Here is an 18913-nt window from a genome sequence, read left to right as displayed (position 1 = left end):
TAGGGTCGGTTTTGTGGCGGATCGCGGATTACGAACAGCCTGCGGAATCGTCGCGGGCGGTGTCACCCTGGCTACGGCGGAACTGGTATCGGTGCTGGTTAGTCCCGACAGCACCCCGCTGGAAGCGGTCGGCGGCTGGATCGTCGACCACACCCCGGACGGGTTCCGGGAATGGGTCATCGGCCTGGTCGGCACCAACGACAAACTGCTGCTGTTCGTGTGCATGGGTGTGGCCGCGGTAGTGCTGGCTGCGGTCGCCGGACAGCTGGAACGCGAGCGACGGCCACTCGGGTCGATTCTGTTCGGGCTCTTCGGTCTGCTGTCCACGCTGGCCGCGCTCGGTCGCCCCAATGCGTCATGGACCTGGGCGATCCCCTCGATTCTCGGCATGATCGCCGGAATCCTGCTGCTGCGCAGCCTGATCGAACGGGTCACCCGGTACGGCGAACGGGCCGCGGCCGCCGCCGACACCGAAACGCCCGAGTCGCAGCGGCTTTCACCCGCAGAACTGGCGGTGGAACGGCGGCTGGTGGTGCGCGGCGTCGTCATCGCGGGCGTGGCCGCAGCGGTCGGCGGGATCGCCGGGCGGATCATCGGGCTGCGCTCGCGGGACGTGTCGGCCGAGCGGGCCGATATCCAGCTGCCGACACCTGCCACGCCGGAGCCGTCGGTCGAACCCGGTGCGGACCTGAAGATTCCCGGCCTGACCCCCTATCTCACGCGCAATGCCGACTTCTATCGCATCGACACCGCTCTCACCGTCCCGCAGGTCAGCAAGGACGATTGGTCGCTGCGCATCCACGGCATGGTCGATCGTGAGATCCATTTGAACTACGCCGATCTCACCGCCAAGACCCCCATCGAACGGCTGATCACCCTCACCTGCGTCTCCAATCCGGTCGGCGGCGATCTCATCTCCAATGCCCGCTGGCTGGGGTACCGACTCGACGAGATCATCGCCGCCGCCGGACCGCACCCCGACGCCGACATGGTGCTCTCGCGCAGCGTCGACGGCTTCACCGCGGGCAGCCCGCTGGCCACCCTGCTGGACGGCCGCGACGCCATGCTCGCCGTCGGCATGAACGGGGAACCGCTGCCCACCGCGCACGGGTATCCCGCGCGGCTGGTGGTGCCCGGGCTCTACGGGTACGTGTCCGCCACCAAATGGGTGACCGAACTGGAGATCACCAGATTCGATAAGGCCGAGGCCTTCTGGACCAAGCGCGGGTGGGCGGCGAAGGGGCCCATCAAGACCGAGTGCCGCATCGACACTCCCCGCGCGCACGGCACCTTCAATGCGGGCAGGCTGACCGTCGCCGGCGTCGCCTGGGCGCAGCATCGCGGCATCCGCGGCGTGGAAGTCCGTGTCGACCAGGGGGACTGGCAGCCCGCCCGGCTCGCCGTCGCCCCGTCGGTCGACACCTGGGTGCAGTGGGCCTTCGACTGGGACGCCGCCGGATCCGGCATCCACACCCTGTGGGCGCGTGCCACGGACAACACCGGCGAGACCCAGACCGACCAACAGGCCGACGTCGTCCCCGACGGCGCGAGCGGATATCCCTCGCTCACAGTGCGAATCAACTGAGCGCGCCGCAACCGGGCCGCGCCCCGCCCGGACCGGTCGGTCGCGCGGCGCGCCGATGTTGCGCGGGCGAAAGATCCGAACGGCCTTTTTGTCAGCGTGCGCGGTTTACGATCGGCGCGGCAGTCGTCGCCCAGCCCGTCCGATCCAGGAGTCTAGGGAGCGCGCATGACCGGAGTACTGGAATGGGCGCGGGCGGAAAACCTGCAGCCCGAACCGATCACGCTCGACGTCTGGAAGAAGCTACCCCGCGACTTCTGCCGGCTCGTCGAAGTGGTCAACGGCGATGTGGTGCGCGCCGAGAACCCGCCACTGGCGCAGCGCAATGCCGCGCGCCGGCTGGCCTCCATGCTCGAGGCCGCCGCCGAAACCCATATGAGCCGCTACAACGACGGCTGGCTCTACGTCGGCGTCGACCAGGACGTACTGCTGTGGGAATCCCCGCGGCTCACCATTCGACGACCAGACGTGGTGCTGTTCGCCTGCGCCCCAGCCGATGTCGGGCCGATCCAGGCGCCCCGGGTGAAGATCGCCATCGAGGTGGTGTCCCCGGCCACCGAACGCGTCGACACCACCGACAAGCAGGCCGAATACGCGCTCGCCGGAATCCCTTGGTACTGGCTGGTCTACATGGACCGTGACCGCGTGCACGCCATCCAGACCCACGTGCTGGTGCTCGGCCACTACCGGCCGCACCGCCGCCTGCACCCGTTCGTCGGCGAGACCCTGATGGACATGCCCATCGAGATCCGCATCGACTGGACCCGGCTCATCGGACTCATCCTCTGACTGTTCCCAGATAAAGAAGGGCGCCGCCCTCCGGGAGAACCCGGCGGACAGCGCCTTTCGATACACCTCGGATCAGTGCGCCCCGATATTGGCCTTCGCCATATCGTTCTGCGGACCACCGGCTTTCTTGCCGTGCCCGATGAACAGCGCCGAGGCGGCGACACCGATCAGCAGGATCAGGGCGGGCAGATACATGGTCTGGCTCAGCGCCGTGCTGATCTTCTCCAGCAGCGCCGCCTTCTGCGCCGGATCCGGGATGTGGCTCATACCGCCGCCACCGCCGCCCTCACCGATCGGTCCGCTCGGAAGTCCCTGCGCCGCAATGCGGGAGGACAGCAGCGCACTGATCGCGGCCGAACCCAGCACCGACCCGACCTGACGGGTGGTGTTGTAGACGCCCGCGCCCGCACCCGCCTGCTGCACCGGCAGGTTGTGGGTCGCGGTGGTGCCCAGCGGAGCCCAGATGCAGGCATTGGCGATACCCGCGAGGCCGCCGACGATCATGAACACCGCGATCGAGCCATCCGGCTTCATGAGCCCCGCGAACCCGAACAAGGTCGCCGCGAACAGCGCGAAACCGATGGTCGGGATGATGCGCGGCGGCGTCTTGTCCGAGATCTTGCCGATGATCGGCGCGAAGATTCCGGTCAGGATGGCCATCGGCGCGAACACCAAGGCCGAGCGGGTGGGCGTCAGACCGTGAACCTGCTGCAGGTAGAAGTAGGCGGGCACGAACACACCCGTCACCGCCGCACCCATGGACGCGATCGCCACATTGCCCAGCGCGAAGTTGCGGTCCTTGAACAGGCTCAACGGCACCAGCGGTTCACCGGTATTGCGTGCCTGGTTGACCACGAACAGCGCCAGCACCACCAGACCCGCGACGATCATGGTCCAGATCCAGGCATTCCAGTGGTGGGTATTGCCCTCCTGGATGCCGAACACCAGCAGGCCCATGCCGACGGCCGAGAGCGCCACGCCGACGAAGTCGAACTTGTGCTGATGGGTGGGCAGCGACGGCACCAGCCAGACCGCCAGCACGAACGCGATGATGCCGATCGGCACGTTCACGTAGAAGATCCACTGCCAGCCCTGCCAGTCGACCAGCACGCCGCCCAGGATCGGGCCGACCAGTGTGGCCAGGCCGGCCACGCCGCCCCACAGACCCATGGCCGCGCCGCGCTTGTCCGGCGGGAAGGTGCGCATGATGACCGCCATGGTCTGCGGCGTCATGAGTGCCGCGCCCAGGCCCTGCACGGCGCGAGCCGCGATCAGCATGTCGACGGTGTTCGACTTGGCGCACCACAGCGAGGCCAGGGTGAACACGGCCAGGCCGACGAGGTAGACGTTCTTGGGACCGTAGCGATCCCCGAGCCGGCCGGTGACCAGCAGCGGCACCGCGTAGGTCAGCAGGTACGCCGAGGTCACCCAGATGACCTTGGAGACATCGGCATTCAGGTCCTTCATGATCGCCGGATTGGCCACCGCGACGATGGTCATATCCAGCAGGATCATGAAGAACCCGACGACCAGGGCGTATAGCCCCAGCCACGGATTGCGTTGAGTACTCATGGATTCCGATTCCTGTCTCGGAAGGGCGGCCGCGAACGGCTACCGGGAAAGATGATGTGGGGGAACCGCTTCGGGCGGTGGTGAACTATTTGGCACCACCCCTCCGGACGACGGCGATGTCCTCGTCGGTCAGTCCTGCACCCCAGTCGGCCCCCATGGTCGCGGCGGGCGGCTCCCGGCGCTCGCCGGTCTCGGCGCAGAAGTCGTCCCAGATCAGTTCGCCGCTCGCCAGTTCGGCGATGAAGCCGCGCAGCCATTCGACCTCGGCGGCCTGGACGGTGCGGATGTACTCGATCTCGATCCAGAAGCGGCGTGGCACCTGCCGGGACAGGACCATGCCGCGGAGCGCGTCGAGTTCCGCGATCCGGCTTTCGATCCAGGTGACGCGTTCGCGCACGAGCGCGACGACATCGTCCACGGGCAGATTGTGCGCCTCGGCCAAGGCCACCGGGAACACCGGGTACTCGTTCACCGGTTGCCGCAGGATCTCCGCGACCCGGCTACGCAAAGCCTCGCGACCAGCGGTTCTGATGCGGTAGATGGTGCGCTCGGGCCGGTTCCCGGCCCGGTCGGTGCCCTCGGCGACGACCAGTTCCTGCTCGGCCAGCCGCGCGACGGTGTGGTAGAGCGAACCAGGCTTGATCTTGACCAGTTCATCCTCGTGCCGGTGCAGCAGCACCTGATACATCTCGTAAGGGTGCATCGGCCCCTCTTCGAGCAGGGCCAGCACCGCGATAGCCAAGGGCGTCAGCATGGGTACCGCCTGCCGCTTGTTCACCGTCGCCTCCTCCGCGCCAAATATTCCACGTGGAATATACGACGTGGAACATGTCGAATGCAACCCATCCCGCCCACTCCACCGCACCCGAACGAAAACGTCTCGGTAGCATCAACTTTCGCGATTCCCCTGCGCAGCAGGCGGATTCGGCCGGCGAGTAGCCCGCTGCGGGTACCCGGCGCCGAGCGGCCCGCCGAGTAACGCTCGGCAGGCCGGTTCGGCCATCGCCGGATTGTGTCTGCCAGGGACTATAGGATCGAGCTGTCAATGCCGGAGTGCGAGGAGCACGCCATGTCTGAAGTGCTCGATTGGGCGCGGGAAGAGAACCTGCAGCCAGCGCCGATCACCGTTGAGATCTGGAAGAAGCTACCCGAGGACTTCTGCCGCCTGGTGGAGGTGGTGAACGGCGAAGCGGTGCGGGCGGAGGCTCCGACCAGGCCACATCAGAAGGCCGCACGGCGAATCGCAGACATGATCGAAACTGCGGCGGAGTCGCACATGGGCCGCTTCAACGACGGCTGCCTGGATGTCGACACGGATTTCGATGTGCTGCTGTGGGAACTGCCTCGAGCAACTATTCGGCGGCCCGATGTGGCGTTGATCGAATGCGCTCCGCCGGACCTGCGACCTCTCCCCGCGTCGATGGTCAAGCTGGTCATCGAGGTCATCTCGCCCGGCACGGAGCGTGTCGACACGGCGGACAAGCTCGCGGAGTATGCACTCGCTGGAATCCCTTGGTATTGGATCGTCTACATCGCAGACAACGCGGTATCGGCTGTTCAGACGTATGTGCTCGACCACGTGCTGAATCAGTACCGCCCCCACCAGAAATTGGAGTGGTCAGAGGAGCCCGCGGTGTTCGACGTTCCGATCTCCATCACAGTGGACTGGGCTCGGCTGAATCAGCTCGTGCGCTGACCCTTGATCTGCCCTTCGCTGGGAGAGCTGCTCATGGGCATTGGTCGCGGTACGCGCTGAAACGGCGGCGGGGCCGGATCTCGGTGAGAGATCCGGCCCCGCAACGTTGTTCGGGAGGGTTAGACCGTCGGGGCGAAGGCCTCGTTGACGATCTCGGCCTGCTCCACCGCGTGCACCTTCGACGAACCCGAGGACGGGGCCGACATGGCGCGGCGGGAGATGCGGCGCAGCTTGCCGAAGCGAGCCGGGAGGATCTCCGGGAGGTTCAGGCCGAAGAAGGGCCAGGCGCCCTGGTTGGCCGGTTCCTCCTGGACCCACGCCAGATCGGTGGCGTTGGGGTACTGCTCCAGGGCCTCGTTGAGGCGGAACTTCGGGATCGGGTACAGCTGCTCGACGCGCACGATCGCCACGTCCTCGCGGTTGTGCTTGTTCTTCTCGGCGACAAGCTCGTAGTAGATCTTGCCGGAGGTGAGCAGCACGCGCTTGACCTTGGAACGGTCGCCGTTGCCCGACTCGTAGGTGGGCTCCTCGAGCACGGTGCGGAACTTGTTGTCGGTGAAGTCCTCGACCTCGGACACGACAGCCTTGTTGCGCAGCATGGACTTCGGGGTGAACACCACCAGCGGGCGGCGGATGCCGTCCAGGGCGTGGCGACGCAGCAGGTGGAAGTAGTTCGACGGGGTGGACGGAACCGCCACCGTCATCGAACCCTCGGCACACAGCTGCAGGAAGCGCTCGATACGACCCGAGGTGTGGTCAGGGCCCTGGCCCTCGTGACCGTGCGGCAGCAGCAGCACGACCTCGGAGAGCTGACCCCACTTGGCCTCACCGGAGGAGATGAACTCGTCGATGATGGACTGCGCGCCGTTGACGAAGTCACCGAACTGCGCCTCCCACAGGACGAGTGCGTCCGGGTTGCCCAGCGAGTAGCCGTACTCGAAGCCGACCGCGGCGTACTCCGACAGCGCCGAATCGTGCACCGCGAACCAACCCGGGTTCTTGGACCCGATGTTGTGCAGCGGCGTGTACTCGTCACCGTTCTTGCGGTCGATGATCACCGAGTGCCGCTGCGAGAAGGTGCCACGACGCGAGTCCTGACCGGTCAGACGCACGGCCTTGCCCTCGTCGATGAGCGTGCCGAAGGCCAGCAACTCGGCCATGGCCCAGTCGACCTTGCCCTCGTACGCCATCTCGCGACGCTTCTCCAGCACCGGCTTGACGCGCGGGTGCACGGTGAAGCCCTCGGGCACGTTCACGAACGCGTCGCCGATGCGCTGCAGCACCGTCTTGTCCACGGCGGTAATGAGGTTCGGCGGCAGCTGCTGCTCTTCCTCGATGGACTCCGACGCCTCCGGCGGGAACTTCTCCAGCTCGCGCACCTCGTTGAAGATCCGCTCCAGCTGACCCTGGTAGTCGCGCAGGGCGTCTTCGGCTTCCTTCATCGAGATGTCGCCACGACCGATCAGCGACTCGGTGTACGCCTTACGCACCGAACGCTTGGTGTCGATCACGTCGTACATGCCCGGCTGGGTCATCGACGGGTCGTCACCCTCGTTGTGGCCACGACGGCGGTAGCAGATCATGTCGATCACGACATCGCGCTTGAACTTCTGCTTGTAGTCGACGGCCAGCTTGGCCACCCACACACAGGCTTCCGGATCGTCACCGTTCACGTGGAAGATCGGCGCACCGATGAACTTCGCGATATCGGTGGAGTATTCGGTGGAGCGCGAGAACTCCGGCGCGGTGGTGAAACCGATCTGGTTGTTCACCACGATGTGCACGGTGCCACCGGTGCGGTAGCCGCGCAGCACCGACAGGTTCAGCGTCTCGGCCACGACACCCTGACCGGCGAAGGCCGCGTCGCCGTGCAGCATCAGCGGCACGACCGAGAACGAGCGCGCCTCCTCACCGAGGGTGACGATGTCTTCCTTGGTGAGCAGATCCTGCTTGGCGCGAACCAGACCCTCCAGCACCGGGTCGACGGCCTCGAGGTGCGACGGGTTGGCGGTCAGCGAGACCTCGATCTCGTTGTCGCCGAACATCTGCAGGTAGGTGCCGCGCGCACCGAGGTGGTACTTCACGTCGCCGGAGCCGTGCGTGGCCGCCGGGTTCATGTTGCCCTCGAACTCGGTGAAGATCTTCGAGTACGGCTTGCCGACAATGTTGGCCAGCACGTTCAGGCGGCCGCGGTGCGGCATGCCGATGATGACCTCGTCGAGGTTGTACTCGGCGCACTGGTCGATGACGGCGTCCATCATCGGGATGACCGACTCGGCGCCCTCGAGCGAGAACCGCTTCTGACCAACGTATTTGGTCTGCAGGAAGGTCTCGAACGCCTCGGCCGCGTTGAGCCGCGACATGATGTACTTCATCTCGGCGACGGTCGGCTTCGCGTGCTTCTGCTCCACGCGTTCCTGAATCCACTTGAGCTGCTCGGGATCCAGAATGTGGGTGTACTCCACACCCACGTGGCGGGCGTAGGCGTCGCGCAGGATGGACAGCACGTCGCGCAGCTTCATGCGCTCCTGGCCGTGGAAGCCCGCGACATTGAACTCGCGGTCCAGGTCCCACAGGGTCAGACCGTGCTGGGTGACATCCAGATCCGGGTGCGAGCGGAACTTGTCCTTGACCAGCCGTAGCGGATCCGTATCGGCCATCAGGTGGCCGCGGCTGCGGTAGGCGTTGATCATCTCCTGCACGCGGGTCGACTTGTCGATGCCGCGTTCCTGAATGTCCTTGCGCCAGCGCACCGGCTCGTAGGGGACACCCATGCCGTGGAAGATGTCGTCGTAGAACTCGTCCGAGATCAGCAGGTTGTGGATCGTCCGCAGGAAGTCACCGGACTCCGCGCCCTGGATGATGCGGTGATCGTAGGTCGAGGTCAGGGTCATCAGCTTGCCGATGCCCAGCTCGGCCAGCTGACCGTCGCTCATGCCCTGGAACTCGGCCGGGTACTCCATGGCACCCGCGCCGACGATCGCGCCCTGGCCCGGCATCAGGCGCGGCACCGAGTGATTGGTGCCGATGGTGCCCGGGTTGGTCAGCGAGATGGTGACGCCGAAGAAATCGTCGTTGGTCAGCTTGCCGTCACGCGCGCGGCGCACGACATCCTCGTAGGCGCTGTGGAACTGCGCGAACGTCATGCCCTCGGTGTTCTTGATGGCCGCGACCGCGAGCGAACGGCTGCCGTCCTTGCCCTTGAGGTCGATGGCCAGACCGAGGTTGGTGTGCGCCGGGGTGACCGCGTTGGGCTTCCCGTCGACCTCGGCGAAGTGCCGGTTCATGTTCGGGAAGGCCTTGATGGCCTGCACGATCGCGTAACCCAGCAGATGGGTGAAGGAGATCTTGCCGCCGCGGGTACGGGCGAGGTGATTGTTGATGACCAGACGGTTGTCGATCATCAACTTTGCCGGGATGGCCCGCACCGAGGTGGCGGTGGGGATCGCCAGCGACGCCGACATGTTCTTGACGATGGCTGCGGCCGGACCACGCAGCACCTTCGTCTCGTCCTCGGCGGCGGGCTTCGGACCGCCGGAGGTCGGGGCCGCGTTGGACGCGGGCGCGGGGGTGGTCTGCGGGGCTCGAACCTGCGCGGGGGCCGGAGTCGGCGCGGGCGCGGGAGCGGGGGTGGGGACAGGAGGAGCGACGGGGGCGACGGGGGTCGCGGCGGCTACTGCCGGAGCGACGGCGGCGGCCGTCTGGCTGTTATTACCAATCTCGGCCGTGTTCTCCGGCGTGTAATCCGCCAGGAACTCGTGCCAGCTCTCATCGACGGACGAGGGGTCTTGCTTGTACTTCTGGTACATCTCGTCGACAAGCCACTGGTTCTGTCCGAACTGGTCTGTTGAGCTGCTCACAGCAGGTGTTCGCCTCATTTCGTTCTTCGCGCTGCGACGTTTGTGACGTGCCCGGCACGGGTAATCGGCGGATGCGCGCCGATGCGCCCCCACTGAGGATATGCCCACCCTGGTTCGCCGTCGGGCATGGCTACCACCGAGCGGGCACATTCTCTCGTGGCGACTCGTCCTCGCTCGAGAATATTCCTTCCATCGCCTGGGCCGCAGCCCAGAGCCGGTGATACGCGCCGCGCGCCGCGAGTAGTTCTTCGTGCGTGCCGATTTCGCTGATGGCGCCGTGCTCGACCACGGCGATTCGGTCGGCCTGCGCGGCCGTCGCGAGCCGGTGCGCGACGATCACCGAGGTCCGCCCGCGTGTCACGGATTCGCTCGCCACCAGCACCGATGCCTCGGCGGCCGGGTCCAGCACGGCGGTCGCCTCGTCGAGCAGTAGTAGGTCGGGGTCGACCAGCTGGGCTCGGGCCAGCGCGATGAGCTGTCGCTGCCCGGCCGAGAGGCCGCGACCCCGCTCACCGACCGGCTGGTTCATTCCTTGTGGGAGTGCCTGAATGGTTGCCAGTGCGCCCACCGCGGCGGCGGCCGTTTCGATCTGATCCGGTGTGGCATCCGGTTTCCCAAATGCAATGTTGCTGGCGATGTCGCCGGTGAACAGGTGAGCTTCCTGAGGAACCACGCCCAGCCGGGCCCGGAACTCGCCGAGGCGGTAGTCACGGATATCCACGCCGTCGACGCGGATCACGCCGGAGTTGTCGTGATTTCTGTCACCCGACAGGCCTTCTCGTGGCATGTCGTAGAGCCGGGCGAGCAGTTTCACGATGGTCGACTTGCCCGCACCGGTCTCACCGACCAGTGCCAGGCTGCCGCCGGCCGGAATGGTCAGATCCACGCCCGCGAGGGCGGGTTTGATCGCGCCCGGGTACTGGAAGTGGACATCCTCGAAGTCCACCCGGCCGCGCAGATGCCCGTCGATGACGGCCGGCTCGGCCGCGTCCGGCGCGATGGACGAGCGGGTGCGCAGCAGTTCCCCGATGCGCCGCAACCCGACCCGCGCCTGCTGATATCCGTCGAACAGCTGCGACAACTGCATGATCGGGCCGAACAGCAGCTGCAGGTAGAGCACGAACGCCACCAGCGTGCCCGGCGTGGTGGACCCATGTGCCACCGCCCACGCACCGGTGAACACCACCGACGCCAGCGCCAGGTCCGCCCACATGCCGACGAAGGCGAAGAAGGTGGCGATGGCTCGCTGCGCCCGCATCCGGCTGACCCGGAAATCGTCGGAGTAGCCCGCGAACCGGCGCGCCGCGTCCGCCTCGTGCCGGTTCGCCTGCACCACACGCAGACCCGAGACGTTCTCGGCGAAATCGGCATTGACCGTGGCCGAATGCTCACGCGCCGCGCTGTAGGCGGCATCGGACACCTTGCGGAACCACCAGGTGGCCAGCAGCAGCGGCGGCAGCGTCACGAACACGATGGTGGCCAGTTGCAGGTCGATGATCGTGAGCGCCACCGCGATTCCGGCCACCGTCAGCAGTGCGACCAGCGCGTCCGGCAGACCGGTCTGCATGAAGGTGGAGAGCGCGTCGATATCGGTGGTCATCCGGGTCATGATGCGGCCGGACAGTTCCCGCTCGTAGAAGTCCAGTCCCAGCCGCTGCAGGTGCGCGTAACTGCGCACCCGCAGGCCGAACAGCACCCGCTCCCCGGCCCGATTGCTCCACAGCAGCGAGGTCGCCGCGACCAGCCAGCCGAGCGCGACGAGCCCGATGCCGATCACGGTGGCCTGCACCAGCGCCGACCCGTGATGCTTGCCGACGCCCGAGTCCACCGCGTATCGCACGATCGACGGGAAACCCACGCCGACAAGCGCATCCAGCGCCAGCAGCAGCATGGTCCCGGCGACCAGCCACTTCACCAGTCGCAGCGCATGGGTGAGCTTGAAGCCCGGATCCGGCTCGCGCAGCTCGGCCGCGTCCAGCCCTGGCTTCTCGGTGGCTGCGGGCAGGTCCCCCAGCACCCGCCGAACCTCTTCGGGTGTGTCCCGATCCAGCTCCGCATCCTGCCCCGTCGACCCCGTCATTCCGGGATGACGAGTGTTGTCCGGTGCCGGGAGCCGGATCACCCGGTCGGCGTGGGCCAGCGTCGATTCGCGGTGGGCGAGGATCAGGGTGGTGCGGCCGGAATCGGTCGGCAGCGAGGCGAAGATGGCGGACTCGGTGACGGCGTCCACGGCCGAGGTGGCGTCGTCGAGGATGAGGATGCGAGGGTCGGCGAGCAGGGCGCGGGCCAGGGCGATGCGCTGACGCTGACCGCCGGAGAGCGTCAGTCCGCGCTCACCGACGACGGTGTCGTAGCCGTCGGCGAGACCGTTGATGAACTCGTCTGCCGCAGCCTGTTTGGCGGCCGCCTGGATCTCCGCCTCGGTGGCGTCGGGCCGTCCGAGCGCGATATTGGCGGCGATGGTGTCCGACAGCAGGAACGCCTCGTCGAAGACCACGCCGACCGCTTCCCGCAGCTCGGCGGCCTTCAGGTCCGCGATATCAACGCGGGAGTCCTTGCCGTAGAGGCTGATCCGACCCGAGTCGGGGCTGTAGAAGCGCGGCAGCAGCAGGCTCAGCGTCGACTTGCCCGACCCGGCGGGGCCGATGATGGCGACCGTCTCGCCCGGCGCGATCTTCAGATCGAAGTCGCGCAGTACGGGCCGATCCGGCTCGAATCCGAAGTTCAGCCCCTCGATGTCGATGCCCAGCGGTCCCTGCGGCACCGCCACCGGATGCTCGGGATCGATGTGTTCGGGCGCGCTGTCGATGACCTGGTGCACGCGATCGGCGGCCGCCCGGGTCAACTGCGCCATGACCACCACGTAGGACACGATGCGGGTCGAGTTGGTCATGGTCGACACGTAGGCCGTGAAGGCCAGGAAGGTGCCCAGCCCGATACTGCCGTGGAAGGCCAGCAGCCCGCCCACCGCGATCACCGCGACCAGCCCGGCCTGCGGAATGGTGGCGAGTGTCGGGCTGAAGCGGGCGTCGATGCGGGCCGCGCGCATGCGTTCGGCGTACAGCTTGCGTCCGTGCTTTTCGAGCACGTCGACCATGCGGGCTTCCTGCCCGAATCCCTTCACCACCCGCACGCCGGTGACGGTCTCCTCGACGTGCTGGGCGAGGTCGGCGGCGCGCTGCTGCGCTGACCAGGTGGCCGCGTACAGCCGCGGCCGCACCCGGTAGACGACCAGCGCCAGCACCGGCACCACCAGCAGCGCGGCCAGCGCCAAAACCGGTGAGAGCCACAGCATCACGCCCGCGGCCAGCACGAACTGCAGGGCCGCCACCGCCGACCAGGGGCCCATGGACAGCAGACCCTGCACCAGCGAGAGATCGCTGATCGACCGCGAGATGACCTGTCCGGTGCGGAGTTCGTCCTGCCCGGGACCGTCGAGCCGCTGCAAGGCGCCCAGCAGATCCACCCGCAGTTCGTGCTGCACGTCCAGGGCCAGTTGCCCGGCGAGCATGCGCCGTCCGAAGGAGGCCAGGAAGCGCCCGACCGCGAGCACGCCCAGCGCCCCGGCCATGGCCGCGATGATGCCGGTGTTGCCGGCGGTCGCGCCGTCGAGCGCGTGCTTGGCCAGCAGCGGCCCGGTCACCTCGACCAGCGCGCCGAGCAGGATGGCCAGCCCGAGCCCGGTCAACATCCACGGGTGCCCCTTGCACCGCTGCCAAAGGCGGCGCAGCCAGCCGCGATCCTGTGCTTCAGCCATTGCATTCATTCCGGAGAACACAATCCCCCCACCCCCGACTTTGTTCCCGCTTCCAGCCTTCCAGTGTGCCCGCAGGGTGCGACAGTGAATTTCCGTGTCGGGACGGTGCCTTGTGTCGCGGCCACCGGCGTGGTCGGGTGGAGGAATGCCGATTCAGCGTCTCAATCACGCGGTCCTGTTCGTCTCCGACGTGGAACGCTCCGCCGCCTTCTACTGCGACGTCCTGGGCTTCCGGCGGCTGCAAGGCTTCCCGGGCGCGGTGTTCCTGCAGGCCGAGGGTTCGGCGAACGATCATGACCTGGGCCTGTTCCGGTCGCCGGACCCGTCGATCGCGCACCGCACCGGCCGGATCGGCCTCTACCACCTGGCGTGGGAGGTGAACACCCTGAGCGAGCTGGCCCGCGTCCGCGACGCATTGGAGAAGGCAGGCGCGCTGACCGGCGCGTCGGATCACGCGTCGACCAAGGCGCTCTACGCCGCCGACCCCGACGGCATCGAATTCGAGGTCTGCTGGCTGGTTCCCGACGCCGCGGTGGAGGCCGAGCTGGCCTCCATGACCGCGCCGAGCGTGCCGCTTGACCTACCGGGTCTCATCGCGAAGTACGGTGCGGACACGCCCGGCGGCCCGCGCACCGATCACGAAATCTGGCGGCGGCTCGCCGACCGCACCTGATCAGATATCCCGGCGGGTGAACAGCCACCACGCGCCCGCGCCCGCCCCGACACTCCACAGCACCAGCAGCGCCATGGCCGCCGGGGTCGGTGCGATGAGCGCGCTCTTGGCGTAGCGCCCGCCGCTGATGGTGCCGACGGTGGCGGACACCGGCAGCATGGCGGCCACCCCGCCGAATCCGATGGCGCGCAGCGTGATCCACACCAGCGGTTCCAGGATCGCCCAGCCCAGCACGGCGGCCAGTGCCAGGGTGGGGGAGCGCAGCACGAAGCCCAGCGCCGTCCCGATCACCGCCCAGCACACCGCCGCCACCGCGACGCCGATCAGCACGCCGTAGAAGCCGCCGTCCAACGGCACCCGGGAGCCGCCGGCCAAGCGCATGGCGGCCCCGCCCAGCACCTCCATCACGACCACGGTGCCGAGCGAGAACACGCCCGCCACGGCCAGTTTCGAGCTGAGTAGCAGGGTGCGATCGGGAGTGTAGAGCGAGGTCAAGGCGAGCGATCCGGTGCGGAATTCGGTGGCGGACCCGAGCGCGCCGAAGGCGGCCGCGGCCGCGACGGTCAGCACCAGCACCCAGGTGGTCAGCAGTGCGGCCCACCCGGATCCGGAGCTGAAACCCTGCGCGTGCTCGCCCCCGGGCCGGAACCCGGTACCCAACCCGACGAACGCCAGCACCCCGGCCGCGACGACCCCGCCGCCGATCAGCCAGTTCAACCGCACCGAGGTCACCTTGCGCACTTCGGAATTGGCGGCTCGAGCCACCAGCGGCGGCACCGTCAGGTTCATTCGGGGTCCTTTTCTTCTACAACGTCGCCGCGGCGCGGTGCCTTCACCGGTAGGTCCCGTAGACGGCGGAGGCGGGGTAGTTCGGGGCGGGCGCTCCGGTTTGGGTGAGCGCCGCCAGCACCTGATCCGGGTGAATGTGTTCGGGGGTGATCTCGGTGAGCTGGACCCGCGCCGTGGAGGCGGCCGATTCCAGTTGTGTCACCGAGGCTTCCGCGATCGCGAGCCGCCCGTCGGGCCGCATGACCGCGTCGGTGAAGCCCTGTGCGGCCAGCGTGGTGGCCAGCGCGATCGGGCTGGAGGCCTTGACCAGCAGGCGATCCGGGTGACTGCGCCGCAGCCGCGCCGGGCTGCCCTGGTAGGCGACCCGTCCCCGGTCCAGCACGATCAACTCGTCGGCGACGGGCAGCACGGTGCTCAGCGTGCGCGAGGTGAGCAGCACGGTCCCGCCGCGGCGGGCGTGGCCGCGCAGGAAGTCGTTGAGCCAGGCGGTTTCCCGCAGATCGAGGCCGGTCGTCGGATCGTCGAGCACCAGCAGCGGCGGGTCGCCGAGCAGGGCGATGGCCAACGCCAGCCGGGTCTTCATACCCTCGGGCAGGCCGCCGATGCGTTGATCGGCGACGTCGGTGAGCCGGACCAGGGCCAGCAGCTCTTCGGCCCGGGTGTCGGAAACGCCTGCGGCAGCGGCGAACACACCCAGCTGGGCGTACACCTTGCGGGCGGGATGCAGCCCGCGCGGGGTGAGTACCGCGCCCACCACCGGACGGCCGGCCCGCAGGCCCGCACCGGGGCCGCCCACGGTCGCGGTGCCGGAGGTGGGGGTGAGCAGGCCCAGCAGCATGCGCAGCACGGTGGATTTGCCCGCGCCGTGCGGACCCACCAGGGCGGCCACGGTGCCCGCGGGCACCACGAAACTCACATCGTCGACGATGGTGCCGGACTCGAGGGTCTTGGTGAGCCCCCCGGCCGCAATGGCGAGCGGGCGCGTCACGGCTGCTTGTTCCAGGTCGGGGCTTCCACGGCGGGCAGCGGGTCGGCGTCGATGATCAGCGGCTGCGGCCAGACGATCGGCGGCGCGCCGAAGGCCTTGCGGGCATTGTCGATGATGCCGTGGCCCAGTGCCCGGTTGCCGAAACCACCGATGGCAGCGCCGATTCCGGCCGGAATCACCTTGCCGACCATGAGCGCGCTGCGCTTGGCGATGAACTGCACCAGGAACTTCTTGAGCAGGGAGTCGTTCATGGCGCCGATGCCGGGGATCTTGGTCGCCATCAGTCCGCCCCAGTTCTTGGCGGAGTGCCCGACGCTCTTCTGCACGATCTGCATGCCGGACTCGCCGAGCACCACGGCCAGCACCAGTGCGCGGCGGCGTTCCTTGTCCTCGGGCGCGACCCCGTGCACGGACGCGACGGCGAGGGTGAACACCGCGGAGGCTTCCAGGAAGAACGCGGTCTCCGCGCTCATGGCGGCCAGAGATGCCACGGTTCCGACGCCCGGCACCGCCGCGGTCGCGCCGACCGCCGTGCCGGAGCCGGTGACGGCGTTGAGGTAGAGCTTCTCGATGCGCGTGATGATCTGCGCGGGCGACTCTCCCGGATGTGCGTCGCGCAGTTTGCCCACGTACTTGGCGACAGCCGGAGCCTGCACCTGCGCCCCGTTGTCGAGCAGCGAGACGACCGCCTTCTCGAGCCCGGCCTTGAACATCGCAAACCCCTTTTCCGTGCGCGGTCCTCCGACCCAAACCATATGGCACCCCGACAACGATTCGCGAGATAGACCGGTTCCGGATGGGAGGGTCCCGCCTTCGTGCCCGGAGGGTCCCATACCGCGCAAGATCGGCCTAGGGTGGACGGCGTGGCAGGCGTCTCGGAAGGCGCGTCGGGAGTCCCCGATCCCCGGTTGCGCGCCTACGTTCACGGGTACGAGGGTTATCTGCTGCGCGGCTTCGCTCCGGGCACCCATATCGGCATGCCGGGTACGGGACTGACGGTGATCATCACCATCGACGAACCCATCGAGGTGCCGGTGTCCCCTCAGTCCGGGCAGCCCGGCGGGCGCTGGGACATGCTGGCCAGCGGGCTCACGGTGCGTCCGGCGGTGATCGCGCACAACGGGTTCCAGCACGGGGTGCAGCTGAGTCTGACCCCGCAGGGTTGCCGGGCGCTGTTCGGGATGCCCGTGGCGGCGCTGGGCTCCTGGCTCGTGGACCTGTCCGATGTGCTCGGTCCGCGCGCGGTCGAATTGCGGGAACGGCTCTCGCTGCTGCCCGATTGGCCGGGACGCTTCGCCGTCATCGACGAGATCCTGCTGCGGCAGGTGGATCCGGTGCGCTGGGACGCCGAGCTGGCGCACGCCTGGACCCTGCTCTCGGGTCCCGACCCGGCGGTGCGGGTGGGCGCCGTGGCCGAGGAGATCGGCTGGAGCAGAAGGCACCTCGGCAACCGTTTCACCGCCGAACTGGGGATCACCCCCAAGGATGCCGCCCGGCTGTCGCGTTTCGGGCGCTCGCATCGGCTGCTGCGCGATCCGCTGCTGCCGCCGCTGGCGGAGGTGGCCGCCGTCGCCGGGTACTACGACCAGGCGCATATGGCCCGGGAATGGCGGGAGCTGGCGGGCATGCCGCCCTCGGCCTGGCTGGAACACGAAGAGTTCCCATTCGTCCAAGACCGGCAACCCGCCGACGCGGGAGGGTGAACACATGAGCGAAACGACAACCCCTGTACAGACCACCACCGTCGTCTGGCCGACCCTGGTCTACCGCGACGCGGACGCCGCGATCACGTTCCTGCAGCAGGCCTTCGGCTTCGAGACCACCGCCCGCTACGGCGAGGGCGACACCGTCCACCATGCCGAACTCGCCTGGCCGGGCGGCGGCGCGATCATGCTCGGCGGCGTCCGCGAGGGCATGTCCCTGGACTGCCAGCCGCCGGGCGTCGGCTCGGTGTACATCGCCATCGACGACGCCGATGCCCTCTACGCCCGCGCGAAAGCGGCGGGCGCGAACATCACTCGCGAACTGCGCAACGAAACCGACTATGAATCAAGGGGTTTCACCTGCCGCGACCCCGAAGGCGTCTACTGGAGCTTCGGCACCTATCGGGGCGCGGCGGGGGAGTAGATCCGGTCAGGCGGGCGTGTGCCCGGCGGGCACACGTTCGGCCTCCCGCGGCGGGGGCGGCGGGGTGCCGTCCCCGAACGGCCTGCCGCCCAACGCTTCCCGGCCGTGCGGGGTCAGCCAGTTGCCGAGTTCGGGGCCCTTGGGCACGATCCGCGTCGGATTGATGTCGGTGTGCACGATGTAGTAGTGCTGCTTGATCTGCGTGAAATCCACGGTGTCGCCGAAACCCGGGGTCTGGAACAGGTCACGGGCATAAGCCCACAGCACCGGCAGTTCGGTGAGCTTGTCCCGATTGCACTTGAAATGCCCGTGATACACCGGGTCGAAGCGGACCAGCGTGGTGAACAGCCGCACATCGGCCTCGGTGATGGTGTCGCCGACCAGATACCGCTGCGTGGCCAGCCGCTCCGACAGCCAGTCGAGCGCGGTGAACAGGCGATCGTAGGCGGCGTCGTAGGCCTCCTGCCCGCCCGCGAAACCACACCGGTACACGCCATTGTTGACCTCGGTGTAGACCCGGCGGTTCACCGAATCAATCTCAGCGCGTAGGTCTTCCGGGTATAGGAGTGGTGCGCCCGGCCGATGGAACTCGGTCCACTCGGTGGAGAAATCGAGGGTCATCTGCGCGTAGTCGTTGGTGACCACCGCCCCGGTCCGCTCGTCGACGATCGCGGGCACGGTGATGCCACGCGGATAGTCCGCGAACCGCTTGAAGTAGGCGTCCTGCAGGAAGTGGATCCCCAGCACCGGATCCACCTCGCCGGGATCCAGATCGAAGGTCCAGCTGCGCTTGTCATGCGTGGGCCCGGCCAATCCCATCGACAGCGCCGACTCCAGCCCGAGCAGCCGCCGCACGATGATCGTCCGATTGGCCCACGGACACGCCCGTGCCGCCACCAGCCGATACCGCCCGGGCTCAACGGGATACCCGTCCCGCCCGTCCGCGGTTATCCGCGTCTCGATGTAGTTCGTGTCCCGCTTGAATTCGCCGGGTTCGACATAACTGCCCGGCTCGGATTTCGAGGTGGTCACTCGGCCAGTCTGTCAGATGAAGTCCGTGCCGGGTCTGGAGAGAAAGTG

The 18913-nt window shown here is 67.8% G+C and carries 14 protein-coding genes; 6 read left to right on the top strand and 8 right to left on the bottom strand.

Annotated elements, in window-relative coordinates; translation table 11 throughout:
* Positions 1-13 precede the first annotated feature (13 nt).
* Together ACFXHA_RS30650 and ACFXHA_RS30645 are read left to right on the top strand one after the other, a co-directional pair.
* Entirely contained in the window at positions 14-1585 is a 1572-nt protein-coding gene (locus ACFXHA_RS30650) for a molybdopterin-dependent oxidoreductase (protein WP_379362452.1), read from the top strand.
* Between the two features lie 165 nt (positions 1586-1750).
* On the top strand, positions 1751-2371 hold the full coding sequence (locus ACFXHA_RS30645; protein WP_379362451.1) for a Uma2 family endonuclease: 621 nt from the start codon (positions 1751-1753) through the stop codon (positions 2369-2371).
* Positions 2372-2443: 72 nt separating this feature from the next.
* On the opposite strand, the gene ACFXHA_RS30640 is transcribed toward ACFXHA_RS30645, so the two are convergent.
* Both ACFXHA_RS30640 and ACFXHA_RS30635 read right to left on the bottom strand, forming a co-directional pair.
* Positions 2444-3943, bottom strand: a complete 1500-nt coding sequence (locus ACFXHA_RS30640; protein ID WP_379362450.1) for a DHA2 family efflux MFS transporter permease subunit — start codon at positions 3941-3943, stop codon at positions 2444-2446.
* An 85-nt stretch (positions 3944-4028) separates the two neighbouring features.
* Positions 4029-4721: a PadR family transcriptional regulator gene (locus ACFXHA_RS30635; RefSeq protein ID WP_379362449.1), complete on the bottom strand. Its 693-nt coding sequence runs from the start codon at positions 4719-4721 to the stop codon at positions 4029-4031.
* Positions 4722-5012: 291 nt separating this feature from the next.
* On the opposite strand from ACFXHA_RS30635, the gene ACFXHA_RS30630 reads away from it, so the two are divergent.
* Positions 5013-5639 carry a Uma2 family endonuclease gene (locus tag ACFXHA_RS30630; RefSeq protein WP_379362448.1) on the top strand — a complete coding sequence of 209 codons (627 nt, stop codon included), beginning with the start codon at positions 5013-5015 and terminating at the stop codon, positions 5637-5639.
* A gap of 119 nt (positions 5640-5758) precedes the next feature.
* On the opposite strand, the gene ACFXHA_RS30625 is transcribed toward ACFXHA_RS30630, so the two are convergent.
* Complete coding sequence (locus tag ACFXHA_RS30625) at positions 5759-9517, bottom strand: multifunctional oxoglutarate decarboxylase/oxoglutarate dehydrogenase thiamine pyrophosphate-binding subunit/dihydrolipoyllysine-residue succinyltransferase subunit (protein WP_379362447.1); 3759 nt, start codon at positions 9515-9517, stop codon at positions 5759-5761.
* A gap of 112 nt (positions 9518-9629) precedes the next feature.
* Complete coding sequence (locus ACFXHA_RS30620) at positions 9630-13256, bottom strand: ABC transporter ATP-binding protein (RefSeq protein ID WP_379362446.1); 3627 nt, start codon at positions 13254-13256, stop codon at positions 9630-9632.
* A gap of 145 nt (positions 13257-13401) precedes the next feature.
* On the opposite strand from ACFXHA_RS30620, the gene ACFXHA_RS30615 reads away from it, so the two are divergent.
* Positions 13402-13929: a VOC family protein gene (locus ACFXHA_RS30615; protein ID WP_379362445.1), complete on the top strand. Its 528-nt coding sequence runs from the start codon at positions 13402-13404 to the stop codon at positions 13927-13929.
* Here the strand turns inward: ACFXHA_RS30615 and ACFXHA_RS30610 are convergent, their stop codons facing one another.
* The 3 genes from ACFXHA_RS30610 to ACFXHA_RS30600 are packed head-to-tail and all read right to left on the bottom strand — an operon-like array spanning position 13930 to position 16419.
* Positions 13930-14718, bottom strand: a complete 789-nt coding sequence (locus ACFXHA_RS30610) for a hypothetical protein (protein WP_379362444.1) — start codon at positions 14716-14718, stop codon at positions 13930-13932. It lies immediately after the preceding gene.
* Between the two features lie 43 nt (positions 14719-14761).
* Entirely contained in the window at positions 14762-15706 is a 945-nt protein-coding gene (locus ACFXHA_RS30605; RefSeq protein WP_379362443.1) for an ABC transporter ATP-binding protein, read from the bottom strand.
* On the bottom strand, positions 15703-16419 hold the full coding sequence (locus tag ACFXHA_RS30600) for a hypothetical protein (protein ID WP_379362442.1): 717 nt from the start codon (positions 16417-16419) through the stop codon (positions 15703-15705). Before ACFXHA_RS30600 ends, ACFXHA_RS30605 begins: the two co-directional genes overlap by 4 nt.
* Positions 16420-16569: 150 nt before the next feature.
* Between ACFXHA_RS30600 and ACFXHA_RS30595 the strand changes: the two genes are divergently transcribed.
* Together ACFXHA_RS30595 and ACFXHA_RS30590 are read left to right on the top strand one after the other, a co-directional pair.
* Positions 16570-17409 (top strand): helix-turn-helix domain-containing protein, encoded by an 840-nt coding sequence (locus tag ACFXHA_RS30595; RefSeq protein WP_379362441.1) that lies wholly within the window; start codon positions 16570-16572, stop codon positions 17407-17409.
* 4 nt (positions 17410-17413) lie between these two features.
* Positions 17414-17833: a VOC family protein gene (locus ACFXHA_RS30590; RefSeq protein ID WP_379362440.1), complete on the top strand. Its 420-nt coding sequence runs from the start codon at positions 17414-17416 to the stop codon at positions 17831-17833.
* A 6-nt stretch (positions 17834-17839) separates the two neighbouring features.
* Here ACFXHA_RS30590 and ACFXHA_RS30585 read toward each other — a convergent pair whose 3' ends face one another.
* Complete coding sequence (locus ACFXHA_RS30585) at positions 17840-18865, bottom strand: glutathione S-transferase family protein (protein ID WP_379362439.1); 1026 nt, start codon at positions 18863-18865, stop codon at positions 17840-17842.
* Positions 18866-18913 lie beyond the last annotated feature (48 nt).

The organism is Nocardia sp. NPDC059240 (genome assembly GCF_042753865.1).
In the GTDB taxonomy this organism is placed as follows: Bacteria; Actinomycetota; Actinomycetes; order Mycobacteriales; family Mycobacteriaceae; genus Nocardia.
The sequence above is the reverse complement of the archived record's forward strand: the minus strand, read 5'-3'. Positions and strand labels throughout refer to the sequence as shown.